Below are 26,906 nucleotides of genomic sequence, written 5' to 3' on the forward strand. Positions count from 1 at the left end.
CTACCTCTCCTAGCCGACCCGTTCGCGCCGACCGAGCAGACCCTGCGGCCTGACCAGCAGCATCAGGATCATCAACGCCAGCGCCCAGGCCTCCATCAACTGGGCCGGGAACCACAGGGTGGACAACATCGCCACCAGACCGACGGCAAGACCGCCGACCATCGCCCCGTACGCCGTGCCCAGACCACCGAGGATCACGGCGGCGAACATCAGCAGCAGCAGGCGGAAGCCCATCTCGTAGTCGACGACCTGGTTCAGGCCGAAGAGCACACCGCCCAGCGACGCCAGACCACCGCCCAGGAACCACACGTAGAGCGTCACCCGGTCCACGTCGATACCGGACGACTCCGCCAGATCACGGTTGTCCGAGACCGCACGCATCGCCTTGCCGACCCGCGTGAACTGCAACAGGCACGCCACCAGCACCAGCACCGCCACCGCGACACCCATGATCACGAGGTCGCGCGGCGGCAACGACACCGGACCGAAGTGCACCATCTCCTGCACCTGGTAACCCGAGTACCGCGTCCGGTTCGCGCTGAACAGCACCAGGATCACGTGCCGCAGCACCAGCGCCAGACCGATCGAGACGATGAACATCTGGATCAACGCCACGTTCCTGCGCCGCAACGGGCGCCACAGATAGCGCTCCATCGTCCCGCCCAGGACCGCACCCATGGCCACGGCGATCCCCGCCGAGGCCCACAACGGCACCTGCCACTCGATCGAATCGCCGGCCACGCCCATCGCCGTGGCCACCGCGATACCGCCGAAGACCGCCGACCACTGGGCCACGATCAACGGCACCGCCCGGACCTTGCCCTCGAGCAGCGCACCCAGCAGGATCGCACCGCCCAGACCGGCGAAGATCGCCAACAGCGAGTTGCCCAACCCGGCCGCGCCGGTGCTGAAGAGCAGCGCCATCATCGCGCCGAAGGTCACCATGTCGCCGTGCGCGAAGTTGATGAGCTTGGTCGTGCCGAAGATCAGCGAGAGGCCGATCGCCGAGACCGCGATGACCAGGCCGAAGAGCACACCCGCCGCGGTCAGCTGGGCGAAGCGGTCGCCGAAGCCGCCGGAGACGCCCTCGACCTCGATGCCCTCCTCGTCGGCGGCCGCGTCCTCGTCCTCCTCGGCCGCGTCGTCCTCCGGCGAGGGCGAGGACTCCTCCTGTTGGTCCTCCCCCGCCTCGACCAGGGCGAGGATCAGGGTCTGGTTGTCGCCCGACTCGACCTCGACCGTGCCGTCGGTCACGAGCGGCGTCTCGCGCAGTTCGTACTCGCCGGGCACGGACGCCTGGTCGACCTCGAGGTGGTAGGTGCCCGGTCCGGGCACCTCCACCTCCCAATTTCCATCAGGGTCGGTCTCGTCCGCTCCGACCTCGTCGTCACCGTCGGAAACCGTGATGCGGATGCCTTCGACACCCTGTGAACGGTCGTCCGGTTGCCCGATCTGGCCTGTGAGCGATTCACCGCCCTGTTCGTCCGCCGTCGCCGCCGGCCCCGGGATCACCACGAAGGCGGTGATCAGGGCGAGCAGCACGGTCACGAGGCGTGTGCGCACGCACGCTCCTTGCGCGTCTGGGGGAAGGCGCCCCGAATAGGGGCATCCGGGCGCCTTGGTCCTTGCTGTTCGGTGCCGCGAGTTTAGCCCGGTTCAGCTCGGACCTTCAGCCCCACTTAAGCCACGTGACCCAACCGTCATCCCATTGTGTGCAAACGAGACAGAACCGTCACCCGGCCCGGCTGGATTCTGAACACCTGTCTCGCCGTTGCCCGGGAGGACCTGACGAACTGTGCTCCTGCGCACGCCCTGAGCGACCGAACGTCACCTCTGAGACGGCCCTCCGACCGCCCCCGGACACGACGGAGGGGCCGCCCCGACGGATCGGGACGGCCCCTCGAACAGGTCGTGCGCGGGTCTTCGGTCAGGACTGCTTGCCGCCGAGCGCCTCCACCACGGTCTCGGCGACCTTGCGCATGGTCAGCCGCTTGTCCATGGAGTTCTTCTGGATCCAGCGGAAGGCCTCGGGCTCGCTCATGCCGTGTCGGCTCTGCAGCAGTCCCTTGGCCTGCTCGACCAGCTTCCGGGTCTCCAGCCTCTCCTGGAGGCTGCCGACCTCGGCCTCCAGAGCCGCCAGCTCGGCGTACCTGGAGGTGGCCATCTCGATGGCCGGCACCAGATCGGTCTTGTTGAACGGCTTGACCAGGTAGGCCATCGCCCCGGCCTCCCGGGCCCGCTCCACCAGCTCGCGCTGGGAGAAGGCCGTCAGGATCACCACGGGGGCGATGCGTTCGCCCGCGATGGTCTCGGCGGCCGAGAGGCCGTCGAGCACCGGCATCTTGATGTCGGTGATCACCAGGTCGGGCTCGACCTCCCGGGCAAGCCGGATAGCGGCCTCGCCGTCACCGGCCTCGCCGACGACGGTGTAGCCGTCCTCTTCCAGCATCTCCTTGAGGTCCAGGCGGATCAGGGCCTCGTCTTCCGCGATCACCACACGGCTCTGCGTCCTCGTCACGCATTCGAGGTTACCGAGATCCGCTAGTATGCTGTGCGTCGGCCCCGGCAAAGCGCGGCAATCGTGACTACACTGTTGGCCGCACAGCGCCGGACCGGAAACTGGATCAATTTCAGAGAATCGCTTGACAAAGAAATCCAGCCCTGGTATTCCAACGGCAGAGAAAATGAGCTCAAACCTCATACAGTGTGGGTTCGAGTCCCACCCAGGGCACAGCAGGCCACCCGATCGGGTGGCCTTTTTGCTGTTCAGGGCACCCATGGCCCGAAAATGTCCGAAGCGTGAGCAAGTATGCACCGCATGTACTCACGCAAGATCGTCGACAAGGCTCTCGCACTACACACCGAGGGCTGGACCCAGCAACGCATAGCTTCTACCTGCGGGGTGTCACAACGGGCAGTCAGCCACTGGATCAACAGCCGCAGGCGCAACCTCGCGACGGAGCTCAAGCGCATCGGCTACTGCCCGCGATGCTCGACGGCCATGATCCATGAAGAGGCCTACGCCTACCTCCTGGGCGCCTATCTCGGGGACGGCCACATCACGGAGTTCAAGCGCAAGCCGGGCCTGTTCGTGCTGTGGATCACCTACGACAGCGCATACCCGCAGTTGGTCACGTACTGCCACGCAGCGATGGGGGCCGTGTTCCCGGTCAAGCCGTTCACCGTCCAACGCAAGGGCTGTACCGCCATCAAGGCGTACTCCAAGCACTGGGCGTGCATCTTCCCCCAGCACGGACCCGGCAAGAAGCACGAACGCACCATCGCCCTCGAACCCTGGCAGCAGAGCATCGTCGACGCGCACCCCGAAGCCCTGGTGCGAGGGCTCATCCACTCCGACGGATGCCGGCTCATCAACCGCGTGCGTAAGAAGCTGGGTTCCGGCGATGTGACGCACTACAAGTACTACGAGTATCCGCGGTACCAGTTCGTCAACACCTCGTCGGGCATCGTCGACATCCTCCTCCGTGCGCTGGACAGGCTGAACATCGATTGGAAACTCCACGTGAGCAAGCGGGAACCGGTGTATCAGGACGCCTACATCGTTTCCATCTCACGCAAGGAGGCGGTGGCACGGATGGACAGCTTCATCGGAGCCAAGTGCTGAGACCCCTCCCCACCCACAACAGGAGCACAGCCACAGCCACCTTCCGGGGTGGCCTTTTTGCTGTTCAGAGCACCTCTCGCCAGAAAATGTCCGAAGCGTGAGCGATCATGCACAGCATGTATGCACCACATGTCAGGCGCCATGCCCTCGCCCTCCTCGACTCCGGAATCTCCCAGACCGATGTGAGCCGACAGACCGGCATCAACCGCACCACGCTCCGCGAGTGGTCCCAGGACCGCTCCTTGGCCGACAAGTATCTGGGCACCGACCTGTGCCCCCGGTGCGAGCCGGTGCCCCGGCCTCCCACGCCCGCGCACGCCTACAGCTACCTGCTCGGGCTCTACCTCGGCGACGGGTGCCTGAGCCCGGCCGGCGACCCGCGCAAGAAGATCTGGCGGCTCCGTATCGCCTGCGACGACAAGTGGCCGGGCCTCCAGCGCGAGTGCGCGGACGCGATCGCTGCGGTGCGTCCGGACCACAAGGTGGGGCGGGTGCAGGCGGTGGGGTGCACGATGATCTGCGGTCAGTGGAAGCACTGGCCGTGTGTGTTCCCCCAGCACGGGCCCGGGAAGAAACACGAGCGCCTCATCGCACTGGAGCCCTGGCAGCAGGTGATCGTTGAGGAGCATTCGGAGCGGTTCGTGCGGGGCCTCATGCACTCGGACGGTTCTCGGGTGCTCAACCGGATCCCGAAGAAGGACGGTCGGGGGTTCCACGCATATCCGCGGTACCTCTTCGCGAACACGTCGCGGGACATCGTCGGTCTCTTCACGGATGCGCTGGACCGTCTCGGAATCCCGTGGAAGGCGCACGTCAAGCGCCAACCGTCCGTTCTGTCCCAGCGGGCGATCTCGATCTCGCGCAAGGACGCCGTGGCCAGGATGGACACCTTCGTGGGGCCCAAGTACTGACGCGTCTCCCCCGCTCACGCGCGGGCCCACGCTCCCCTGCGGGCCCGCGCGCTCGTGAAGAGGAGGGCCGAAACCTTCGCGATTACGGGTCCGCTTCCACCCCGAATAGGTCTTTTGTCATTTAATGCGGACGCACATGGACGGAACCGGTTACATCACGGCCACAACCTGAACACAACCCGTGAGTTCGGTCGCGTAGGAGAGCCGGCGTCGTCGATCCTTGAGGGCGTAACCGACACAGAGCACGTGAGAGGAGCGACGGGTGCTGACCGTGGTCGCCGGGGTCGTCGGCGCACTGGTGATTGGCGCCTGGGTCGTGGTCGCCTGGGGTTCGCGCCGCCGCCAGCCCTGGTTGTGGACACCCGTTGCGTTCTTGGTGGTGCTCCTGGTCGCGCTGGGTCTGCCGGGGTGGTCGTTCCTTCCGGCGGCGGTGTTGGCGGCCGGTTCCTTCGCGGAGTTGGTGATCGGTACGCGCGAGTCCCCCTCGGTGCGCACGAAGGACCCCGAGGCCCCGTTGAGCACGCAGCGTTGGGCCGCGGCGGTGGCCGCGCCGTTCCGGGTGGCGTTGGCCGAGCCCTGGGACGTGGTTGCGCGCCCGTCGTTGAGGCGCCGGTACCGGCGGGTGCTGGAGGAGCAGTGGGGTGTGACGGGCCTGGAGTCGTTGCGCGCGACGGTGGAGGGTCTGCACGAGGAGCTGCACCAGGGTCCGACGTTGGATCTGGTGGTGGATCTGCGTACGGGGACGGCGAAGTCGCGTCTTCCCCGTGAGCAGGGTGGTGCGGACACGGGTACGCACGTGTTGCTGAGTGATGAGCAGGTGCGCCGTCTGCGTTCGGTGGTGGGCGCGGGCGAGGGCCGCGAGACCGTGATCATCGGTGCGTACCAGTGGTGGAAGTCGGTGCACGTGATCCGGTTGGTGTGCGGTGGCGCGAGTCTGGATTGGTTGAGTCCGGCGGAGACGCAGACGATGTTGCGTCGGGTGGCGTCGGATCTGCAGCGACGTTATTCGTCGTGGACGCAGTTGGCGGCGGCGTTCCATGCGGGGTATCTGCTGTGGCCGAGCAAGGGGATGTTGGGCGAGTACTCGGGTGAGGACCGGATCTGGACGGCGTTGGGGTTGTTGACCGAGGATCCGTCGAGTCCGTGGAACTTGTTGCCGTGGGACATGCCGTTGGAGCGGGTGTTGCCGGAGCAAGGTGGCAAGGGTGCTTCGGCGGGTGATGAGGTGCGGGCCTCGGAGTGAGGGCGGGCGTTGCCGCGCCCCGGGTGTCGCATCCGGGCCCGGCCGGGGTCGGGCGCGTGGTGCGCCGTTCCCGGGCCGGCCCCGATGCGACACGTCCCTCCGCTGTGGTGCGGTCGGGCTCTGTTTCTAGGGGTTCAGGGCAACGGCGTCCCCGAGGCGGTGGACGCGCAGAGAGTTGGTGGAGCCGGTGGTTCCGGGCGGGCTCCCTGCGACGATGACGATCTTGTCGCCGCGGTTGTAGTCGGTGTGTTGCAGGAGTTCGTGTTCGACCTGGCGGACCATGTCGTCGGTGTTGTCGACCCAGGGGACGAGGTTGGTCTCGGTGCCCCAGGTGAGTGAGAGGCGTCCGCGGGTGAGGCCTTCGGTGGTGAAGGCCATGAGCGGGATGGGTGAGCGGTAGCGGGCGAGGCGTCGTGCGGTCTCGCCGGACATGGTGAAGGCGACGAGTGCGCGTGCGCCGACGGTCGCGCCGATCTCGGCGGCGGCGCGGGCGATGGCGCCGCCGGTGGTCTCGGGGACGCGGTTGAGCATGTGGGAGGCCCGGAGGGACTCCTGTTCGGCTGCTCCGACGATGCGGGCCATGGTTTCGACGGTGTCGACGGGGTATTGGCCGATGCTGGTTTCGCCGGAGAGCATGACGGCGTCGGCGCCGTCGAGGACGGCGTTGGCGACGTCGGAGGCTTCGGCGCGGGTGGGTCGGGGCGCCGAGATCATGGATTCGAGCATCTGCGTGGCGACGATGACGGGTTTGGCCTTGTCGCGGCAGCGTTCGATGGCGCGTTTCTGCACCATGGGGACGTTTTCGAGGGGGAGTTCGACGCCGAGGTCGCCGCGGGCGACCATGACGCCGTCGAAGACCTCGATGATGTCGTGGAGGCGTTCGACGGCCTGGGGTTTTTCGATCTTGGCGATGAGGGGGACGGTGACGCCCTCTTCGTCCATGATGCGGTGGCATTCTTCGGCGTCGGCGGGGCTGCGTACGAAGGAGAGGGCGACGATGTCGACGCCTTGGCGCAGGGCCCAGCGGAGGTCCGCTTCGTCCTTGTCGGTGAGGGCGGGGACGCTGACGGCGACTCCGGGGAGGTTGAGTCCCTTGTGGTTGGAGACGGGTCCGCCGAAGATGACGCGTGTGTGGACGTCTGTGCTGGTGGTTTTGGTGCATTCGAGGACGACGCGGCCGTCGTCGATGAGGACGCGGTCGCCGGGGCGGACGTCTCCGGGGAGTCCTTTGTAGGTGGTGGAGACGCGGTGTCGGTCGCCGGGGACGTCTTCGGTGGTGATGGTGAACTCGTCGCCCTCGTCGAGTTCGATGGGTCCGTCGGGGAAGGTGCCGACGCGGATCTTGGGGCCTTGGAGGTCGGCGAGGACGCCGACGGGGCGGCGTTCGGCCTCGGCGGCTGCGCGGAGGTTGGCGAGGCCGGCGAGGTGGTCGTCGTGGGTTCCGTGGCTGAGGTTGATGCGGGCGACGTCCAGTCCTGCTTGGACGAGCTGTCGGAGGGTGTCCGGGCTCGAGGTTGCGGGACCGAGGGTCGCGACGATTTTGGCTCGACGTGTCACATGTAACACTCTAGAGCGTTCTGTGGGTGGAGTGGTCTAAACCAGGTTGCGATGGGATGTCCTCTCGTCTGCGAGAAGACGTCTCGGGGGTGTGCACGAATGCACACATGGGATGTTTGCCCACGTGTGCGGGGCTTCGCGGTTCTGTGGTGTGGGTGCCCGTTCCGCCGGTCCGGTATGTGAAGTGTTGGCGTTCTCACCCGGCGGGTGGTGCGGAACGGGCGGTGGTTCAGTCGGTGGGGTCTTCGCGGCGGGGCCGGGGCAGGTCGACCTGGATGCGGCCGTAGGCGCGGAGGATGCGCAGGCGTTGGATGGTGCGCATGCCTTCGCGTTCGATGGTGGCGGCGGTGTCCCAGTGGTCCCAGCAGGCGTCCCATCCGCCGTCGGGTCGCTGGTCGTGTTCGAAGGCTTCGAGGTTGCGTTCGATCTCGGAGTCGGTGAAGAGCGGCCGGGCGATGTGGTCGGGGTGGCAGGCCAGGTCCAGGGGTGTGTGGACGTGGCCGGTGGCGCTCGGGTGGACGTCGATGACGGCGCGGATCTTGGTGGAGAGCCGGCCGAGGGCTTCCATGGCGCGTTGCCGGTCGGGGACGTACTGGAGGAAGCTGCAGATGCCGATGGCCTCGTGGGGGTCGGTCCATTTGAGGCCGTCGATCTTCTTCCAGCAGTAGGCGGTGGCGGTGTCGCGCCAGGGGTGGGTGACGCGGTGTTTGTGGAGGAGGCCGGTGATCATGGCGGTGGTGTCGAGCCGGCTGGTGAAGTCGTCGGTGTGTTGGTACCAGGGTGCGGCTTCGGTGTGGCGGACGCCGGGCAGGACGGCGGGGAGTCCGCCGTCGGCGTTGGCGTTGGCGTTGAGGTAGCGGCAGACGCCTGCGGCGAGGGGTTGGGAGAGCGGGCCGAGTTCGTCGAGCAGGCGTAGGGCGAGTTCGACGGAGACGGGTTGGCTGGCGTGGCCGCGCAGGTCCGGGTCGAGTCCGTTGCCGTATCCGCCGTCGATGTTGCGGTAGGCGGCGAGTGCGGATCGCACGTGTTCGGCGGATCCGGCCTGGAAGAGGAAGTCGAATCGGTGTCGGTCGAGCAGCCGCGCGTTGCGCATGGTGAAGTGCTCCGCGGCGCGGAAGGAGTCCCAGGTCACAACGGTCATGGTCCGACGGTACGTGTGGGTGCGGCGGGGGTGAACGGCTCGCCGGGAATCCATGCGCGGTTTTTACGCGCGTGGTTCGTGGTCGTCGGCGGTGTGGGGTGTGGGTGGGGGTCTGTGGCGGCGGCGCAGGTGGATGAGGATGAGGCCGATCCAGGAGATGGCGACGCTGGTGCTGACCATGAGTTCGAAGACGATCATCTGCCCTTCGGGGTAGACGATGCCGCCGAGGTAGTTGTCGATGAAGCCGGTGTCGCCGAAGCCTTGTTGTCCGGCGTTGAGGCGGGCCCAGTCCTCGACGTGGGTGAGGGGGCAGACCCAGCCGATGGCGGCGATGCCGAGGGCGTAGCCGGCGATGGGGAGGTGGAGCCAGAGGGTGCGTGGCCAGCGCCAGGCGAGGAATCCGCCGAACGTCACGTAGACGAGGAAGGCGAAGTGGAGGAGCATGGCTCCTTCGCCGATCACCCGATAGGCCATGTTTTCAGCTTAGACGGGTATCGGGGCCGCCCCAAGGGGGTCGGCCCCGATACGTGTGTGGGTTCAGGGACGGTCAGCGGGCCGGCGTTCAGGGGTGTGTCTGCGGCGCAGCCACACCTGGGCGAACAGGCCGGCCCAGGAGACGGCGACACTCACACCGGCGAGGACTTTTGCGGTGAGCGCGTGCTCCTGGGGGTAGATCACGCCGGTGAGGTAGTGGTCGATGAAGCCCACGTCTCCCGTGCCGCTCTGGCCGGCGTTGACGCGTCCCCAGTTCTCGACGTGGGTGAGGGGGCACTCCCACCCGACGGTGTTGATGCTCAGGGCGTAGCCGGCGACGGGTAGGTGAATCCAGAAGGTGCGCGGCCACCGCCAGGTGACGAAACCGCCCAGGACCACGTAGACGACGTAGGCGAAGTGAAGGATCATCGCTGTTTCGCCGACCAACTGGTAGAACATCGTCCGGTTCCCTCGGTGGGAAGGGCCGTGAACTACTACTATCCCAGCCCTGACCTGCCCGGACAAGGATCCAGGGTGTGTGGACGTACCGCAGCGCCGGGCGCGGGGTGCCCCTGCGCCCGGCGCTGCGGTGCAGCGTGACCCGTCAGACGAGCGGGCGCTCGGTGGGCGGGATGGCGACGGGCAGGTGGGTGTGCTCGTTGAGGTGGCGGTCGACGCCGGCGGCTGCGGAGCGGCCTTCGGCGATGGCCCAGACGATGAGGGACTGGCCGCGGCCCATGTCGCCGGCGCAGTAGACGCCGTCGACGGTGGTGCGGTAGTCGGAGTCGCGGACGACGTTGCCGCGGCCGTCGAGTTCGACGCCGAGGTCCTCGATGAGTCCGGCCTTCTCGGGGCCGACGAAGCCCATGGCGAGGGTGACGAGTTCGGCGGGGATCTCGCGTTCGGTGCCCTCGACGGGTTCGAAGCCCTTGTCGGTGCGCTTGACCTCGACGAGTTGGATGGCGCGGACGTTGCCGTCGTCGTCGCCGAGGAATTCGACGGTGTTGACGGAGTAGACGCGCTTGCCGCCTTCTTCGTGGGCGCTGGTGACCTTGTAGAGGTTGGGCATGGTGGGCCAGGGCTGGCTGTCGGGCCGCGTGGTGGGCGGCTTGGGCATGATCTCCAGCTGGGTGACCGATGCGGCGCCCTGGCGGTGGGCGGTGCCGACGCAGTCGGCGCCGGTGTCGCCGCCGCCGATGACGACGACGTGCTTGCCCTGTGCGGTGATGGGCGGGGTGTCGAGGTCGCCTTCCTGGACCTTGTTGGCCCAGGGGAGGTACTCCATGGCCTGGTGGATGCCGCCGAGTTCGCGTCCCTCGGCGGGGAGGTTGCGGGCTGCGGTGGCTCCGCCGGTGAGGACGACGGCGTCGTGGTCGGCCTTGAGCTGGTCGGCGGTGATGTCGACGCCGACGTTGACGCCGGTGCGGAAGGTGGTGCCTTCTGCGCTCATCTGGGCGAGGCGCCGGTCGATGTGGCGCTTCTCCATCTTGAACTCGGGGATGCCGTAGCGCAGGAGTCCGCCGATGCGGTCGGCGCGTTCGTAGACGGTGACGTCGTGGCCGGCGCGGGTGAGTTGCTGTGCGGCGGCCAGGCCGGCGGGGCCGGAGCCGATGACGGCGACGGTCTTGCCGGTGCGCTGGGTGGGGGGCAGGGGCTTGACCCAGCCTTCTTCCCAGGCGCGGTCGATGATGGAGACCTCGACGTTCTTGATGGTGACGGCGGGCTGGTTGATGCCGAGCACGCAGGCGGATTCGCAGGGTGCGGGGCAGAGCCGGCCGGTGAATTCGGGGAAGTTGTTGGTGGCGTGGAGGCGTTCGATGGCCTCGGACCAGTCGTGGGTGTGGACGAGGTGGTTCCACTCGGGGATGAGGTTCCCGAGGGGGCAGCCGTTGTGGCAGAAGGGGATGCCGCAGTCCATGCAGCGGGAGGCCTGCTTGGTGACGGTGCCTCGGTCGAAGTCCTCCTGGACCTCCCGCCAGTCCTGGATGCGCACGTCCACGGGGCGGTTCTGGGGCAGTTCGCGGTCGGTGATCTTCAGGAAGCCCTTGGGGTCACCCATGGTGCTCCTCCTTTCGTGGTTCGTGGACGCTCTAGGACTGCGCGGAGGCCATGACGGCCTCGTCGACGTCGCGTCCTTCGCGTTCGGCCTCGGCCTGGGCGGTCAGGACCCGCTTGTAGTCGCGGGGCATGACCTTGCCGATGCGGGCCAGGCCGGCCTCGCCTGCGTCGAGGAGGCGCTGGGCGACGGTGGATCCGGTTTCGTCGCGGTGGCGGGTGAGGGTGGTGGTGAGGAAGTCGCGGTCCTCGTCGGTGAGTTCTTCGATCTCGACCATTTCGCCGTTGACGCGTTCGGGGTCGAGGTCGAGGACGTAGGCGATGCCTCCGGACATGCCGGCGGCGAAGTTGCGGCCGGTGCGTCCGAGGACGACGGCGCGTCCGCCGGTCATGTATTCGCAGCCGTGGTCGCCGATGCCTTCGACGACGGCGGTGGCTCCGGAGTTGCGGACGCAGAAGCGTTCGCCGACGATCCCGCGGAGGTGGATCTGGCCGGAGGTGGCGCCGTAGCCGATGACGTTGCCGGCGATGATGTGTTCTTCGGCGGCGAGGGTGGAGGTGTCGGCGGGGCGGACGGTGATGCGGCCGCCGGAGAGGCCCTTGCCGACGTAGTCGTTGGCGTCGCCGGACAGGCGCATGGTGACGCCCTTGGGCACGAACGCGCCGAAGGACTGGCCCGCGGATCCGGTGAAGCTGATGTCGATGGTGTCGTCGGGCAGGCCGTGGGCGCCGTGGCGCTTGGTGACCTCGTGTCCGAGCATGGTGCCGACGGTGCGGTTGACGTTGCGGACGGGCAGTTCGAGCTTGACGGGCCGTCCGAAGTCGATGGCGCCTTCGGCGAGCTGGATGAGGGTGTTGTCGAGGGCCTTCTCGAGTCCGTGGTCCTGGCCGCGGACCTGGCGGCGGTGGTCGCCGTCCCAGGGTTGGACGGCGGCGAGCACGGGTTCGAGGTCCAGGCCCTGGGCCTTCCAGTGGTCGACGGCGTCGGCGGTCTCGAGGTTCTCGACGGCGCCGATGGCTTCGTCGAGGCTGCGGTAGCCGAGCTCGGCGAGGTACTCGCGGACCTCCTGTGCGATGAACTCGAAGAAGTTCACGACGTGGTCGGCCTGGCCGGAGTAGCGCTCGCGCAGGGTCGGGTTCTGGGTGGCGACGCCGACGGGGCAGGTGTCGAGGTGGCAGACGCGCATCATGACGCAGCCGGAGACGATGAGGGGTGCGGTCGCGAAGCCGTATTCCTCGGCACCGAGGAGGGCGGCGATGACGACGTCGCGGCCGGTCTTCATCTGGCCGTCGGTCTGGACGACGATGCGGTCGCGCAGGCCGTTGAGCAGGAGGGTCTGCTGGGTCTCGGCGAGGCCGATCTCCCAGGGGGTTCCTGCGTGCTTGAGGGAGGTGAGCGGCGAGGCGCCGGTGCCTCCGTCGTGGCCGGAGACGAGGACGACGTCGGCGTGGGCCTTGGAGACGCCCGCGGCGACGGTGCCGACGCCCGCTTCGGAGACCAGCTTGACGTGGACCCGTGCTGAGGGGTTCGCGTTCTTGAGGTCGTGGATGAGCTGGGCGAGGTCCTCGATGGAGTAGATGTCGTGGTGGGGCGGCGGGGAGATGAGCCCGACGCCGGGTGTGGAGTGCCGGGTGTCGGCGACCCACGGGTAGACCTTGTGGCCGGGGAGCTGGCCGCCTTCGCCGGGCTTGGCGCCCTGGGCCATCTTGATCTGGATGTCGTCGGCGTTGCTGAGGTAGTGGGAGGTGACGCCGAAGCGGCCGGAGGCGACCTGCTTGATGGCGCTGCGGCGGAGGTCGCCGTTGGCGTCGGGTGTGAAGCGGTCGGGGTCCTCGCCGCCTTCGCCGGTGTTGGACTTGCCGCCGAGGCGGTTCATGGCGATGGCGAGGGTCTCGTGTGCTTCGGCGGAGATGGAGCCGTAGGACATGGCGCCGGTGGAGAAGCGCTTGACGATCTCCGAGACGGGCTCGACCTCGTCGATGGGCACGGCCGGTCGGGTTCCGTCCTTGAAGCGCAGGAGCCCGCGGAGGGTCATGAGCTTCTCGGCCTGGTCGTCGACCTTGTTGGTGTACTCCTTGAAGATCTCGTAGGAGCGGGTCTTCGTGGAGTGCTGGAGCTTGAAGACGGTCTCGGGGTTGAAGAGGTGGGGTTCGCCCTCGCGGCGCCACTGGTACTCGCCGCCGACCTCGAGGCGGCGGTGTGCGCCGGCGTTGACGGCGTGGGCGCGGCGGTGGCGGATGGCGACCTCTTCGGCGAGGACGTCGAAGCCGACGCCGCCGAGGCGGGAGGTGGTGCCGGTGAAGCAGCGGTCGATGACCTCGGGGCCGAGCCCGATGGCTTCGAAGATCTGCGCGCCGGTGTAGGAGCCGACGGTGGAGACGCCGATCTTGGACATGACCTTGAGGACACCCTTGGCGTAGGCCTTGAGGGTGTTGCGGACGGCCTGGTCGGCTTCGACGCCGCCGAGCTGGCCGCTCTCGACCATGCCGCGGACGGTCTCCAGGGCGAGGTAGGGGTTGACGGCGGAGGCGCCGTAGCCCAGGAGGAGCGCGACGTGGTGGCATTCGCGCACGTCGGCGGCTTCGATGAGGAGTCCGACCTCGGTGCGGGTCTTCTCACGCACGAGGTGGTGGTGGACGGACCCGGTGAGCAGCAGCGACGGGATGGGGGCGCGGTCGGGGCCGGCGCCGCGGTCGCTGAGCACGAGGATGCGGGCGCCGTCGGTGATGGCGCGGTCGGCTTCGGCGCTGATCTCGTCGAGTCGTTCGGCGAGGGCGCGGCCGCCTCCGTCGACGGGGTAGGTGCCGTCGACGGTGTGGGTGCGCAGCGCGGGGTTGCCGTGTCCGGCGGCGACGATGGCGGCGAGTTCGGCCTGGTCGACGACGGGTGTGGGCAGGGAGAGGCGCTGGGTGTCGCCCGGGTCGGCGGAGAGGAGGTTGCCTTCGGCGCCGAGGAGGGTGCCGACGCTGGTGACCATCTCTTCGCGGATGGCGTCGAGCGGCGGGTTGGTGACCTGGGCGAAGTGCTGGGTGAAGTAGTCGAAGATCTGCCGGGAGCGGTCGGAGAGCGCCGCGACCGGGGTGTCGGTGCCCATGGAGCCGATGGGTTCGGCGCCGGTGCGGGCCATCGGCGTGAGGATGATGCGGAGTTCTTCCTCCGTGTAGCCGAAGGTCTGCTGGGCGAGGTTGAGCTCCTCCACCTGGGCGGGTTCTGCGGCGGGCAGGTCGGCGAGGCGGGTGATGCCGTTGTCGACCCATTCCCGGTAGGGGTGCTGGGCGGCGAGTTCGGCCTTGATCTCCTCGTCCTCGATGATGCGGCCCTGCTCGGTGTCGACCACGAAGATGCGGCCGGGCTGGAGGCGGCCCTTGCGGACGACGGTGGCGGGGTCGATGTCGAGGACGCCGGCTTCGGAGGCCAGGACGACGAGGCCGTCGTCGGTGACCCAGTAGCGGCCGGGGCGCAGGCCGTTGCGGTCCAGGACGGAGCCGACGACGGTGCCGTCGGTGAAGGAGACGGACGCGGGGCCGTCCCAGGGCTCCATGAGGGTGGAGTGGTACTCGTAGAAGGCCCGGACGGCCGGGTCCATCTCGGTGTGGTTCTCCCAGGGCTCCGGGATCATCATGAGGACGGCGTGGGGCAGGGACCGGCCGCCCAGGTGGAGCAGTTCGAGGGCGTCGTCGAAGGAGGCGGTGTCGGAGTCCTCGGGGTCGACGATCGGGAAGAGGCGGTCGAGGTCGCCGGGGATGAGGTCGCTGGCGAGCTTGGCCTCGCGCGAGCGCATCATGTTGCGGTTGCCCTTGACGGTGTTGATCTCGCCGTTGTGGGCGACGTACCGGAAGGGGTGGGCGAGCGGCCAGGACGGGAAGGTGTTGGTGGAGAACCGGGAGTGGACCAGGGCCAGGCCGGAGGTGTAGCGCCGGTCGGACAGGTCGGGGAAGAACGGCTCGAGCTGGGGCGTGGTGAGCATGCCCTTGTAGGCGATGGTGCGCGGGGACAGGCTCGGGAAGTAGACGCCGGTCTCGTGTTCGGCGCGCTTGCGGACGCAGTAGGCGTAGCGCTCGAGGGCGATGCCGGTGAGGCCTTCGGTGGGGGTGCCGGGGGTGCCGGTGACGAAGATCTGCGCGAAGTGCGGCATGACCTCGCGGGCGGCGGGTCCGGCGTAGTTGGGCTCGACGGGGACGTCGCGCCAGCCGAGGAGGGTGAGTCCTTCGTCGGCGACGATGGCGTCGATGGTGGCGACGGCGGTGGCGCGGTCGTTGTCGTCGACGGGCAGGAAGCCGATGCCGGTGGCGTAGGCGCCGGCGTCGGGGAGGGTGAAGTCGCAGACCTCGGTGTACAGGTCGTGGGGGACCTGGGTGAGGATGCCTGCGCCGTCGCCGTCGTCGGGGTCGGCCCCGGAGGCGCCTCGGTGGTCGAGGTTGCGGAGGACGGTGAGCGCCTTCTCCACGATCTCGTGGCCGCGTCGGCCGTTGAGGTCGGCGACGAACCCGACGCCGCAGGCGTCGTGCTCGAAGGCGGGGTCGTACAGGCCCTGAGTGGTGGATTCTGCGTTCGTTGGGACGGTCGAACGCCGCACCTGACCAGCAGGCATGTGCCCTCCTGTCGTCTCTGCGTCGGCTTCGTGAAAAGCGCATCCGGGACGACGTTGGCCCTGCTGCGTGGGTTCTGTTGTGGCTCCACGTGCGGGCGTGGAGGGGTCACCGCGGTGCGGTGGTGGTGCCCGTCGGTCGACTCGCCCGTCGTGCCACCTGGGGGGCCGGTCACGTCCTCGTGGGGCCGGTGGTGACGGGTCGCCGCTGCGGGCGGGTTCTTTTGTACATGGTGGTCGTGCTGCGACGCGAATCGCAGGTCTAGACCAGATGGCGCCACAGTGCGCCGTGTGCCCTTCCGCTCCCGGGTGGGTGCGGGTGTTCCGCTCGGTGCGGGCCGAGGCGGATCCGGCCTTGCGATTTGTTCCACGTGGGAACCTCGCTAAACCTCCCAAAGCGACCAGAACCCGGAGGGGGTTCTCCGGAAGGCCGTTCCGGGCACGGCGGGCACGCGTGGGCCGAGGACACACATTACCCGGGCGTTAACGGCCTTCCCAAGGGGGTGGGCGCTCTCTCCCGCGTGATCTGCCCCTCACGTGTGTGTTACCTGCCTGACCTGCGTTACCTCTGCCGGTACGGGGCCGTGGGACGATCGGTGCCATGGCAGCAGAGCACACCCCGTCCCCCGCGCGGGGCACCGACGATCCCACGTACGACCCCGGAGCGGGACAGGCGGAGCCGCCCAGCGGGGCCGGTTCCGAACGGGTCCGGGCCCTGCTCCGCGAGCGCGGGGTGGACGCGCCCCGGGCCCAACGGGTCGTGGACCTGTTGGCGGACGGGCGGGTGTGGCGGCCCAACGAGCTGGTGCGGGACTCCGCGGTGGCGCACGCGGTGGTCGCGGAGCTGGTGCGCGCTCTGGTGGAGGCCGGCGAGGCCGTGGAGGAAGACCCCGGGGTGCGGCTGGTGCGTCCGGCCGAGCACGCGGGGGCGCCGGCACCGGCGGTGGCCGACCCGGTGGCGCACCTGGCGGTCGGCCGCGCCGGTGTGCTGTCCGAGCTGGAGCGGGCCGTGGCCGAGGGGCCCGCCTCCGACCTGGACCTGGACCACGTGGCGGCGACCGCGGAGACGGCCCTGCGGCGGGCGCTGTTCCTGACCACCCGGTTCGACCTGGTGGGGCGCACGGTGTTGTGCGTGGGCGACCACGACCTGACGTCGATCGCGTTGGCGCTGGTGGAGCCGCGGGCCCGTGCGGTGGTGGTGGACCTGGACGAGCGGGTACTGGCCCACATCGGGGCGCTGGCCGAGCGCCTGGGGGCCGACGTCACCACGTACGCCGCGGACCTGCGCCTGGGCCTGCCCCCGGCGTTGCGCGGCACGGCCGACGTGGTCTTCACCGACCCGCCCTACACCCCCGACGGGGTGGAACTGTTCGTGCGCCGCGGGTTGGAGGGCATGGCCGATCCGAGGCGGGGCCGTGTGCTGGTGGCCTACGGGGTGAGCGAGACCACGCCGCGGTTGGCGGCGGCCACCCAGGCGCGGCTGCTGCGTCTGGACCTGGTGGTGGAGGCGCTGTGGCCGGACTTCAACCGGTACCACGGCGCGGAGTCGATCGGCGCGGCCTCGGACCTGTACGTGCTGCGGCCGTTGTCGCGGTCGGTCCCCTCCCCCGGCGGCGAGGACGCCCGGGTCTACAGCCAGGGCGCCAACGCCCGCGAGGCGCGGGTGGGTTCGGAGCCGGAGCGGGCCGCGGCGGTGCTGGAGCGGGCCGGCGAGGGCTCGGAGGCCGGGGAGCCGCTGTTGGTGGGGTTCTGGCCGCAGGGGTTCGAGGGTGCGGGCCGGGTGCGGCTGTCGACGTGGATGGAGGCCCCGGGTGCGGTGCACGCGCACGCGGTGGTGGACCTGACCGGCGGGTGGGAGCGCCTGGCCGCGCGTGCGGCGTTGGCGGCGCCTGCGGGAACACGGGTCGTGGACGTGCTGGTGCCGTCGTCGTCGGCGTGGGTGCGCGACCGGTCGGGGCAGGAGGCGTTCCGGGCCCTGGTCGAGCCGCGGTTCGGGGTGCGGTTCCTGCGCGGGTTCGGTGCCGGTGACCTGACGAGCCTGCGGCTGATCGCGCGGTCGCCGGAGGCCGGTGCCGACCCGGCGGAGGCGCTGGCGGCCCATGTGCAGGGGCGCGCGCACGGGACCCTGACGTCGACGCTGCGTGCCGGGTTGGTCGAGGTGTCGGCGGCGGTGGGGTCGCCGGTGAACAAGCGCACCGCGCGGCACACGGTGGCCCGCGCACCGGGGTGGGTGCGCGGGCACACGGTGGTGGATCTTCCGGAGCAGCGGCTGCGGGAGCTGCGAGAGGTCTGCGCGGACCTGTGGGCGCAGCTCGGTTGAGGCGTTCCGGGGCCCGGGGCGCTGTGCCGCACGGGCCCCGGGTGTGGCGTCACTGCCCGCACCGCCCCCGGCGTGGGGTCACTGGCCGCCGGGCTCCTGCACGGGGGGCTCCTCGAGCGGGGGCTCCTCCGGGGGCGGGTCCTCGACGGGCGGCTGGGGGTCCTCCGCCCCACCGCCGGGTGCGCCTTCCTCGACGCCGCCGGTGCCGCCGCCCTCCTGGCCGGTGTCGGTGGGGTCGCGCAGTTCCACCAGGCGCCGGTAGAGGGGGTCGCGGAAGTTGGCCAGGGCCACGAGCGGGCTGGACAGGGTCACGCGGTCGTCCACGGACTCGGAGTCGTCGGGCTGGACCCAGACCACGACCAGGTAGTGGCCGCTGATGATGGCGTCGGCGGCGCTGTAGCCCTCGCCGAGGCGGTCGAAGGGCTCCTCGCCGGAGGGGGCGAGCACGAAGCCGGGGTCGTCGGGCTCCTCGTCGCCACTGGTCTCGGGCAGTTCCATGGCCGCGGCGACGTCCTGGCTGGCCTCGGTGTCGGCCAGGTTGAACACCGCGGCGACACCGAAGTAACCGTCGGCGACGTAGGTGGCGCGGCCGGCCTGGGTGCAGTCGGCGCCGGCGAGGGCGTCCTCGACCTGTGAGCCCCAGACCGCCTCGGTGCAGTCCTCGGTCAGGTCGGAGTCGCGCAGGGTGAAGTCGATGCTCTGGCTGGAGATCTCCTCGTTGCTGCGTTCGAACAGCTCGCCCTCGTTGAGGGGGCGCTGGTCGTCCTCGCGCGAGTTCAGGACCCGGTTCATCTCGCTGCTGTCGCTCAGGCGCAGGTCGTAGAGGACGGGGCGGGTCTCCGGGGCGGCCTCGGCGGCGTCGTCTCCCCCGCCGCGTTGCACCACGAGCACCACGCCGAGCGCGATGAGGGCGAGGGCGAGCGCTCCGACCACAATCTTCAGGGCCGGGCTCGTGCGCCCCTGGCCCTTCCGGCGGCTGCCGCCCCGGCGGCGGCCCTCGCGGGGCTCGGCCTGTTCCGGGTCGGACTCGCTGTTCTTCCTCCGGCGCCCGGGACCGGGCTCCGACGGTTCAGAAGGGGACACCCGATTGGACCTTTCCTCGGATTCTCGGGCCGCCGCGGCACGGGGGTGCGGGGCGGGCCCGGGTTCGCTCAGGACTGGGCGCGGGGTCGGCCCCCGGCCTCGGACGACCCTCGCGGGCGGGTCGATCTGCCCGTGATCCTATCGGGGCGGTGGAGGGCCCCGGACAGCCGCGGTGCGCCCGGGGCGGGCGGGGCCTGCGCACGGACGCGCCCCCGCCGCGCACAACACGAGGCCCCCGGGGAGCGGTGTGCTCTCCGGGGGCCTCGACGCGGGGCGGGCGGGGATCACTCCTCGCCCTCGCCCTCCTCGTCCTGGCTGCCGCCGTTGCGGACGACCTCGTCGTAGATGAACTGGACGGAGTTCATCGAGGCCACGTTCACGGTGGCCAGGTCGGAGTCCTCGCCCGGGTCCTGTCCGTCCTCGCGGGCGCTCCAGAACACGGCCACGTAGTGGCCCATGACCTGGGTGGTGGCCTGGCTGTAGCCCTCGTGGAGCCCGGAGACGTCCTCGCCGGTCTGGGGCAGGACGAAGCCGGCCTCGGTCTCGGCGTTGGCCGGGTCCAGGGCGGCGGCGACCTCTTCGGCACCGTCGCTGTCGGCCACGTCGAAGAGTGTGACCTGGGCGACGTACTCCTGGTCGCTGTCGGTGTAGAGCGCGGAGGCGGCGTTGACGCACTCGGCGTCCAGGAGGCTCTGGGCCAGGTCGCCGCCCCACACCATGGAGGTGCAGGAGTCGTTGACCGTGGTCTGCTGGGCCTCGAGGGAGACGCCGTTGAGCTCGAGCTCGTCGGCCCCGCCGAAGGCGGAGTCCTCCGTCATCGGCTCCGTGTCGGGGTCGCGTTCGTTGATCGCGCCGAACGTCTCCTCGCGGTTGGGCTCGGACAGGTAGAGCTCGGGTGTGAGGGTGGTGTGGCCCTCGGGCGGCTCCACGATGCTGTCCTCGGTCTCGGCGACCATGCCGCTGCCGTCGTTGCTGACGAACTGGTAGGTCAGCAGCCCCAGCAGCATGATCAGGGCGAGCCCGAACGCGGTGAGGAGAGCGACGAGCACGGCGGTGCCGCGCTTGCGCCTGCTCTGCTCGGCGAGTGTGTACACGATCTGGTTGGGCCTCTCGCCCAGGACCGAGACACGTTTGATCGCGTTCGCGGAGAAGGACGAGACCTTGCTCGGGCCCTTGTCCTCGCGCTTGGCGCGGCGTCCGCGGCCGCGCCCCTGGGAGGATGCTTCCTCCCCTTCGTCTTCGTGGTACTCGTCGCCGGAGGCCGCACGAGTGTGGGTGTGACCGTACTCGGCGGAGAAGTCCTCCTCCGGGTCGTAGTCGTATTCGTCGGCGTAGTCCTCGTCGGGGCCGTACTCGTCGTCATTCACCGACTCGGCGGCCTCGTCGCGACGGGATTCTCCGCGCCGGCCTCGGCGACCGAACCCGGACTCAGCTCTGCTCACGGTCCATCTCAATCGTCAACCCGTGGTGTGTTCGGAAACGACACAGGCGGCTGCCGGGGGGCGCCGCGGGTACTGCGGCTGCCCTCCGCCGGCCTGTGCTCTATTCGGGCCTCGCCCCGGAGTCCGTTCCCGTGTCGTCGGCGTCGTCCTCGGTCGAGCCCTCGCTACTGGATCGCTCAGGGCTGGGGTGATATTCCGTCCCCTCCTGGCCGGAACCGCGGGTGTCGGTGTCCCGGTCGGGGAGGTCGCTGAGGTCGGTGGCGCTGTAGACGGTGCTGTCGCCGGTTTCTTCGTCGTTGTCGAGGGCGCTGTAGACGGTGCCTTCGTCGTGTGTCTCACCGGGGTCGGTGGTGCCGAACACCTGGGTCCCGGCGTCCTGGCCGGGCACGACGGCGGTGGAGAAGCGGTCGAGGCGGCGGCCGGCCCAGACGAAGTAGGCGAGGGCGCCGACGAGCACGACGAGGGAGACCCAGTTGTTCAGGCGCATGCCCAGGATGTCGTTGGCCGGGTCCACGCGCAGCGCCTCGATCCAGAAGCGGCCCACGCAGTAACCGGCGATGTACAGGGCGAAGAGGCGCCCGCCCTGGAGTTCGCGTTCGAAGCGCCGGCCCAGGAACGCCAGCAGGACGGCCAGGCCCAGGCACCAGAGGGACTCGTAGAGGAACGTGGGGTGGTAGGTGCTGACACCTTCGACCATGCCGGGGCGCAGGGCCCCGTTGTCCAGGGGTGTGATCTCCAGGGCCCAGGGCACGTCGGTGGGTGCGCCGAAGAGCTCCTGGTTGAAGTAGTTGCCCCAGCGGCCGATGCCCTGGGCGAGGGGGATGGTGGGGGCGATGGCGAAGGCGAGCTTGGACATGGACAGGCCGCGCTTGCGGGCGACCAGCCACACACCGAGGGCGCCCATGGGGATGGCGCCCCAGATGCCGAGTCCGCCCTCCCAGATGTAGAGGGCGCGGATGGGCTCCTGCCCGTCCACGAAGTAGAGCTGGTAGTCGCTGATGACGTGGTAGAGGCGTCCGCCCACCAGGCCCAGGAGCACGGCCCACACGGCCATGTCCATGATGGTGCCCTTCTCGCCGCCCATGGCGGCCCACCGGCGCTCGCTCCAGAAGACCGCGGCGACGACGCCGGCGAGGATGCACAGGGCGTAGAAGTGGATCTCGAGGGGGCCCAGGGGGATCGAGTTGACCTCGGGGCTGGGGATGGCCGCGAGGGCGCGGCCGTGCTCGGCCGCGCCCTCAGAAGCTGTCGACGGCAATGTCACTGCTCTGCTCTCGGGTTCGCCCCGCGTGCGGGGGTCTGGTCTGGGGTCTCTACTCCGCACCACCCCCGTCGTCGGTGTCGTCGGCGGGCTCGCTCTCGACCTGGCCGGGGCCGGCGGCTTCGACGGTGTCGGTCAGTCCGCGGACGGTCATGGCGTCGTCGTTGTCGAGGAGCTCGCCGTTGACGTAGACGGAGGGTGTTCCACGGAAGGCGTTCTCACCGCTGTAGCGAGTGTAGGCCGTTCCGGTGGCGTCGATGATCTCGCCAGTGTAGGTGCCGTCGAGGAAGGAGGTGTCGTGGCCGTTGTCCTCTCCCCAGGCGAGCAGGTCGGGCAGGACCATGGTGCCCAGGTTCTCCTGTCCGATCTCCTCCTCGGCGGCGGACATGAGGGCGGGGACGAACTCCTCGGTGAACTCGGTGATGACGGCGTCCTCCTGCTCGAGGCGTTCGCCGAAGGCGGCCTGCTGTTCGTCGGTGACGCCGAGGTCGCCGAACCAGCCCTCGAGCTCGTCGATGGAGTAGCCCTCTTCGTTGCTGTTGGGCTGGTTCTCGAAGAGGACGTCGTTGTACTCGACGAAGACTCCGTGGTCGGCCGAGGCCCGGCCGGCGACGGCGGCACGCAGTGAGTTGCTGCTGGTGGGGGCGGGCTGCTGGGCGAAGATGCTGACGATGTGGTACTGCACCGTCGCCTCGCCCTCGGCGGCCATCTCCTTGAGGGTGTCGCCGTTGAGGCCCTCGAACTGTTTGCAGGCGGGGCACTGGTAGTCGGCGTAGACCTCGACGACGGGGGCCTCGGCGCCTTCATCTCCTGTTACGACACTGCCGTCGCCCATGACGACGCTGCCGTCGTCCTGGAGGGTCTGCTGGGCGAGTTCGCCTTCGTAGTCGTCGCCCCGGTCGGAGCTGAGCACGACGTATCCGATGCCGACGACGAGGAGGACGACGGCGGCGGCCGCACCGACCACGAGGAGGGTCTTGTTGCGTTGGGCGGCCTTCTTCTCCTTCTCCCGCTGCTCCTTGATGCGTTCGCGGGCGCGCTTGCGCGCTTCACTCCCCATGCTTCTCCCCTGGGTCTTGTCTGTCGGAGGTGGTCGGCCGCGCCGTCAGCGGAAGAGTCCGAGGGCGCGGTCGAGGGCGAAGGGCGACCGGGGCCAGATCGCGATGAACGCGCCCAGGGCCGTGAAGCCGAGGTCGCGTGCGATGGAGATCCCGTAGGTGGTCTCTCCGGGGTCGACCTGTCCTCCGCCGCCGAAGCAGCCGCAGTCGATGCTGAGCCCCCGGGCCATCGCGGAGAGGATCCCGGCGATGAAGGCGACCATGAGCAGGGCGCTGACGATCCCGGTGTAGCGGGTGGCCAGGCCGATCAGGAGCAGCAGGGCGAGGGCGAGCTCGAACAGCGGCAGTGTGTAGCCGATGAGTTCGGCGATCTCGGGCGGGAACAGTTCGTAGGCCTCGACCGCCTCGACCGAGAGGGCCGGGGGGTACTTGGTGACGGCTGCGGTGATGAGGACCGCGGCGAGGCCGACCCTGCAGGCGAGGGTGAGCCAGGGCTGCACGGTTTCCCACCGCGACCGTCCGGGTCCGGGGGCGGCGGGGGATTCCTCTGCTGCGTCGATCATGTGGGCCTTCAGGGTCAGGGGGTCGTCCGTCCGTCGTGCACCGGTGCGCACCTGTTCGAGCACACAGGGTGATGAGACCCAAGCGTACTGTGTGTGGTGCACTGTCGGCACACGGCCGCGAGATCTGCCGGGCACGGGCGGGGCGTGCCGCACCGACGGTGTCCATCACACCATCCACGGTGCCCCGGTGAGCGCGCCCGGGGCCCCTGAACGGCGGGCTCTCACCCGATTCTCACGCTCTTAACCCGGGCCTTGACCGGCACGTACGGCGGGTGGGCCGCCCCGGGGAGGGACGGCCCACCGGCCAGTGCCGGAGGGTCCGCTCGGGCCGGCGGAGGCCCTGCGGGAAGAGGACGCCGGTCCCCCGGGGCCTACCGGGAGCGCACGCCCGCGGCGAGCTCCTGGGCGAAGGACTCCACGGCCGAGAGCCCGGTCTCCAGGTCCGGGGCGTCCAGCACACGCTGGCAGAACCCGGCGCCGACGATGACACCGTCGGCGTAGGCGGCCACTTCGGCGGCCTGGGCGGAGGTGGAGATGCCCAGGCCCACGCAGATCGGCAGCCGCGACTCGGTGGTGACGGCGCGGGTGCGGCGCACCAGTTCCTCGGCGGTGCCGGCGACCTGGGCGCGGGTGCCGGTGACCCCCATGAGGGAGGCGGCGTAGACGAACCCGCTGCTGGCCTCGGTGGTCAGGGCCAGGCGGCGGTCGGTGGAGGACGGCGCGACCAGGTGGATGCGGTCCAGGCCGGTGGCCTCGGAGGCGGCGCGCCACTCGGCGGACTCCTCCGGGATGAGGTCGGGGGTGATCACGCCCGCTCCCCCGGCCTTGGCGAGCGCGGCGGCGAAGCGGTCCACGCCGTAGCGCTCGATGGGGTTCCAGTAGGACATGACCAGGGCGGCGACACCGGTGGCGGCCGTGGCCTCCACGACGCGGAAGACGTCGTCGGTGGTGGTGCCGGCCTCCAGGGCGCGGTCGGCGGCGCGCTGGATGGTGGGGCCGTCCATCATCGGGTCGGAGTAGGGCAGGCCGACCTCGATGACGTCGCAGCCGCCGCGGACCATGGCCTCGATGACCTTGATCGAGGAGTCGATGTCGGGGAACCCGGCGGGCATGTAGCCGATGAGTGCGGCCCGGTTCTCCTCGCGGGCGCGGGCGAGGGTGGTCTGCAGTGTCGTGGCACCCATCAGGTGTGGTCCTCCGAGTCGACGAGGCCGAAGTAGGTGGCGGCGGTGTTGACGTCCTTGTCGCCGCGTCCGGACAGGTTCACCAGGATGACGCCGTCGGGGCCGAGGCGCTCGCCGAGCTTGCGGGCTCCGGCGAGGGCGTGTGCGGTCTCGATGGCCGGGATGATGCCTTCGGTGCGGCAGAGCAGCCGGAAGGCTTCCATGGCCTCGGCGTCGGTGACGGGTTCGTAGACGGCCCGGCCGGTCTGGGCGAGGTGGGCGTGTTCGGGGCCCACGGCGGGGTAGTCCAGGCCGGCGGAGATGGAGTGGCTCTCGCGGGTCTGGCCGTACTCGTCCTGGAGGACGAAGGTGCGGGCGCCGTGGAAGACGCCGGGGCTGCCCGCGGTGATGGAGGCGGCGGTGCGTTCGGTCTCGGCGCCGTCTCCCCCGGCCTCGAAGCCGTACAGGGCGACGTCCTCGTCGGGGATGAACGCGGCGAAGATCGCCATGGCGTTGGACCCGCCGCCCACGCAGGCGGCGACGGCGTCGGGCAGGCGGCCCACGCGTTCCTGGACCTGTTCGCGGGCCTCGGCGCCGACGACGAAGTGCAGGTCGCGGACGAGCTTGGGGAACGGGTGGGGTCCGGCGACGGTCCCGAAGAGGTAGTGGGTGTGCTCGACGTTGGCGACCCAGTCGCGGAAGGCCTCGTTGATGGCGTCCTTGAGGGTGCGGCTGCCGATGGTGACCGGGACGACCTCGGCGCCGAGCATGCGCATGCGGGCGACGTTGAGGGCCTGGCGTTCGGTGTCCTGTTCGCCCATGTAGATGACGCAGTCCAGGCCCATGAGGGCGCAGGCGGTGGCGGTGGCCACGCCGTGCTGTCCGGCGCCGGTCTCGGCGATGACGCGGGTCTTGCCCATGCGCTTGGTGAGCAGGGCCTGGCCGAGCACGTTGTTGATCTTGTGGGAGCCGGTGTGGTTGAGGTCCTCGCGCTTGAGGAGGATGCGGGCTCCGCCGGCGTGCTCGGAGAAGTTGCGCGCGTCGGTGAGCGGGCTGGGCCGGCCGGTGTAGTCGCGCAGCAGGGCGTCGAGTTCGGCGTGGAACTGCGGGTCCTTGCGGGCCTTGTCCCACTCGGCGTCGACCTCGTCGAGGGCGGCGACGAGGGCCTCCGGGGCGAAGCGGCCCCCGAAGCGGCCGTAGTGCCCGAGGTCGTCGGGCACGGGTCCGTCGTGGCTCATGGTCTGGAATTCTCCTGAGGCTGTGGCCGGTGGCGGCGGCCGCCCTGGTCGGGCCGCGGCCCGCGCACCGACCGTGGTGGGCACCGCCTGGCCTCGGCGGTGCGTGGAAGGTGGGGGACGACGGTGCGGGCCGTGGCCCGGCCGTGTTCCCCGCGGGTCAGGTGCGGGGCGTGTTCCGCTGCGGGTCGGCGGGGTCTCCGCCGGCCGGTCTCACGCGTGGGTGCGCGCGCGGAACACGCCCCCGGGCCATCGGCGGCCCGGGTGGCCGGTGTGGTGCGCTCGCGTGGGTGCCACGTGGCTCAGCTCCGGTCGCGCAGGGCGGGGTGGGCCCCGGCGGTGACCAGGTCGGCGACGGCCTCGCGCGGGTTGCGTCCGCGCACGAGGCTCTCGCCCACGAGTACGGCGCCGGCGCCTGCACCGGCGTAGGCGAGCAGGTCGTGGGGGCCGCGGACCCCGGACTCGGCGATTCTGACGACCTCGTTGGGGATGAGCGGTGCCAGGCGCGAGAAGGTGTCGCGGTCGACGTCGAGGGTCTTGAGGTTGCGTGCGTTGACGCCGACGACGGTGGCGCCCGCGTCGAGGGCGCGGGAGACCTCTTCTTCGTCGTGGACCTCGACCAGCGGCATGAGGTCGAGGGAGCGTGCGCGCTCGACCAGGGAGACCAGGGCCTCCTGGGGCAGGGCGGCGACGATGAGCAGGACCGCGGAGGCGCCGTAGACGCGGGCTTCCCAGAGCTGGTAGGAGCTGACGACGAAGTCCTTGCGCAGCAGCGGGGTGTCCACGGACCTGCGTACGGAGGCGAGGTCGTCGAGGCTGCCCTTGAAGCGGCGCTGTTCGGTGAGGACGCTGATGAGGGTGGCGCCCCCGGCCTCGTAGTCGCGGGCGAGCTCGGCGGGGTCGGTGATCTCCGCGAGGGGCCCCTTGGAGGGGCTGGCGCGTTTGACCTCGGCGATGACGTGGACGCCTGGGCGGCGCAGGGCGGCCTCGACGTCGACGGGGGTGGGCGCGGTCTCCGCCCGGGCCTTGAGATCGTCCAAGGGCAGGGCCGCCTGTCGTTCCGCCAGGTCGGCGCGTACCCCGTCGAGGATCTCGTCGAGCACGCTCACCAGTTACCCCGCTCCCTCGTGGTTGGTTCCGGCCACGCGTGACGGTGCCCGTTCGGGCACGGTTCCCCCGCGTGATG

Annotated in this window: 20 protein-coding genes and 1 tRNA gene; 5 read left to right on the forward strand and 16 right to left on the reverse strand. The window is 69.9% G+C overall.

Annotated features, from left to right (window positions below; all coding sequences use genetic code 11):
* Positions 1-9: 9 nt before the first annotated feature.
* Positions 10-1,563: a branched-chain amino acid ABC transporter permease gene (locus IDM40_RS01010; protein ID WP_193119941.1), complete on the reverse strand. Its 1,554-nt coding sequence runs from the start codon at positions 1,561-1,563 to the stop codon at positions 10-12.
* Positions 1,564-1,927: 364 nt separating this feature from the next.
* Positions 1,928-2,497 (reverse strand): ANTAR domain-containing response regulator, encoded by a 570-nt coding sequence (locus IDM40_RS01015; protein ID WP_193120126.1) that lies wholly within the window; start codon positions 2,495-2,497, stop codon positions 1,928-1,930.
* Between the two features lie 161 nt (positions 2,498-2,658).
* Here IDM40_RS01015 and IDM40_RS01020 point away from each other — a divergent pair.
* The 4 genes from IDM40_RS01020 (at position 2,659) to IDM40_RS01035 (ending at position 5,779) form a co-directional block, all read left to right on the forward strand.
* Positions 2,659-2,731: transfer RNA gene (locus IDM40_RS01020), tRNA-Leu, on the forward strand.
* A gap of 87 nt (positions 2,732-2,818) precedes the next feature.
* Positions 2,819-3,625 (forward strand): helix-turn-helix domain-containing protein, encoded by an 807-nt coding sequence (locus IDM40_RS01025; protein WP_193119942.1) that lies wholly within the window; start codon positions 2,819-2,821, stop codon positions 3,623-3,625.
* A gap of 116 nt (positions 3,626-3,741) precedes the next feature.
* On the forward strand, positions 3,742-4,536 hold the full coding sequence (locus tag IDM40_RS01030; RefSeq protein WP_193119943.1) for a helix-turn-helix domain-containing protein: 795 nt from the start codon (positions 3,742-3,744) through the stop codon (positions 4,534-4,536).
* Positions 4,537-4,798: 262 nt separating this feature from the next.
* Positions 4,799-5,779 (forward strand): DUF1266 domain-containing protein, encoded by a 981-nt coding sequence (locus tag IDM40_RS01035; protein ID WP_193119944.1) that lies wholly within the window; start codon positions 4,799-4,801, stop codon positions 5,777-5,779.
* A 126-nt stretch (positions 5,780-5,905) separates the two neighbouring features.
* Here IDM40_RS01035 and pyk read toward each other — a convergent pair whose 3' ends face one another.
* The 6 genes from pyk to gltB all read right to left on the reverse strand — a co-directional run bounded on the left by pyk (position 5,906) and on the right by gltB (position 15,598).
* Positions 5,906-7,336 carry a pyruvate kinase gene (pyk, locus tag IDM40_RS01040; RefSeq protein WP_193119945.1) on the reverse strand — a complete coding sequence of 477 codons (1,431 nt, stop codon included), beginning with the start codon at positions 7,334-7,336 and terminating at the stop codon, positions 5,906-5,908.
* 229 nt (positions 7,337-7,565) lie between these two features.
* Positions 7,566-8,468, reverse strand: coding sequence for a prenyltransferase (locus IDM40_RS01045; protein WP_193120127.1), 903 nt, complete (start codon positions 8,466-8,468; stop codon positions 7,566-7,568).
* Between the two features lie 72 nt (positions 8,469-8,540).
* Entirely contained in the window at positions 8,541-8,951 is a 411-nt protein-coding gene (locus IDM40_RS01050) for a DUF2784 domain-containing protein (RefSeq protein ID WP_193119946.1), read from the reverse strand.
* Between the two features lie 63 nt (positions 8,952-9,014).
* A complete protein-coding gene (locus IDM40_RS01055; protein WP_193119947.1) occupies positions 9,015-9,410 on the reverse strand; it encodes a DUF2784 domain-containing protein in 396 nt (131 codons plus the stop codon).
* 145 nt (positions 9,411-9,555) lie between these two features.
* Positions 9,556-11,010: a glutamate synthase subunit beta gene (locus IDM40_RS01060; RefSeq protein WP_193119948.1), complete on the reverse strand. Its 1,455-nt coding sequence runs from the start codon at positions 11,008-11,010 to the stop codon at positions 9,556-9,558.
* 31 nt (positions 11,011-11,041) lie between these two features.
* The gene (gene gltB, locus IDM40_RS01065) at positions 11,042-15,598 is read right to left on the reverse strand and encodes a glutamate synthase large subunit (RefSeq protein WP_193119949.1); all 4,557 of its coding nucleotides are present in this window, start codon (positions 15,596-15,598) and stop codon (positions 11,042-11,044) included.
* Positions 15,599-16,196: 598 nt separating this feature from the next.
* Here gltB and IDM40_RS01070 point away from each other — a divergent pair.
* A complete protein-coding gene (locus tag IDM40_RS01070) occupies positions 16,197-17,915 on the forward strand; it encodes a bis-aminopropyl spermidine synthase family protein (RefSeq protein WP_193119950.1) in 1,719 nt (572 codons plus the stop codon).
* 78 nt (positions 17,916-17,993) lie between these two features.
* On the opposite strand, the gene IDM40_RS01075 is transcribed toward IDM40_RS01070, so the two are convergent.
* The 8 genes from IDM40_RS01075 to trpC form a co-directional block, all read right to left on the reverse strand.
* Positions 17,994-18,998, reverse strand: coding sequence for a hypothetical protein (locus tag IDM40_RS01075; RefSeq protein WP_193119951.1), 1,005 nt, complete (start codon positions 18,996-18,998; stop codon positions 17,994-17,996).
* 284 nt (positions 18,999-19,282) lie between these two features.
* A complete protein-coding gene (locus tag IDM40_RS01080; RefSeq protein WP_193119952.1) occupies positions 19,283-20,440 on the reverse strand; it encodes a hypothetical protein in 1,158 nt (385 codons plus the stop codon).
* A gap of 100 nt (positions 20,441-20,540) precedes the next feature.
* Complete coding sequence (gene lgt / locus IDM40_RS01085; protein WP_193119953.1) at positions 20,541-21,698, reverse strand: prolipoprotein diacylglyceryl transferase; 1,158 nt, start codon at positions 21,696-21,698, stop codon at positions 20,541-20,543.
* 55 nt (positions 21,699-21,753) lie between these two features.
* Positions 21,754-22,761, reverse strand: a complete 1,008-nt coding sequence (locus IDM40_RS01090; protein ID WP_193119954.1) for a DsbA family protein — start codon at positions 22,759-22,761, stop codon at positions 21,754-21,756.
* Positions 22,762-22,806: 45 nt separating this feature from the next.
* The gene (locus IDM40_RS01095; RefSeq protein WP_193119955.1) at positions 22,807-23,322 is read right to left on the reverse strand and encodes a MauE/DoxX family redox-associated membrane protein; all 516 of its coding nucleotides are present in this window, start codon (positions 23,320-23,322) and stop codon (positions 22,807-22,809) included.
* A 371-nt stretch (positions 23,323-23,693) separates the two neighbouring features.
* Positions 23,694-24,506, reverse strand: coding sequence for a tryptophan synthase subunit alpha (gene trpA / locus IDM40_RS01100; protein WP_193119956.1), 813 nt, complete (start codon positions 24,504-24,506; stop codon positions 23,694-23,696).
* Positions 24,506-25,723, reverse strand: coding sequence for a tryptophan synthase subunit beta (gene trpB, locus IDM40_RS01105; RefSeq protein WP_193119957.1), 1,218 nt, complete (start codon positions 25,721-25,723; stop codon positions 24,506-24,508). Before trpB ends, trpA begins: the two co-directional genes overlap by 1 nt.
* 299 nt (positions 25,724-26,022) lie before the next feature.
* A complete protein-coding gene (trpC, locus tag IDM40_RS01110) occupies positions 26,023-26,829 on the reverse strand; it encodes an indole-3-glycerol phosphate synthase TrpC (RefSeq protein ID WP_193119958.1) in 807 nt (268 codons plus the stop codon).
* Between the last annotated feature and the right edge of the window lie 77 nt (positions 26,830-26,906).

It is taken from the genome of Nocardiopsis coralli, from assembly GCF_014892575.1.
GTDB classification, from domain to species: Bacteria; Actinomycetota; Actinomycetes; order Streptosporangiales; family Streptosporangiaceae; genus Nocardiopsis; species Nocardiopsis coralli.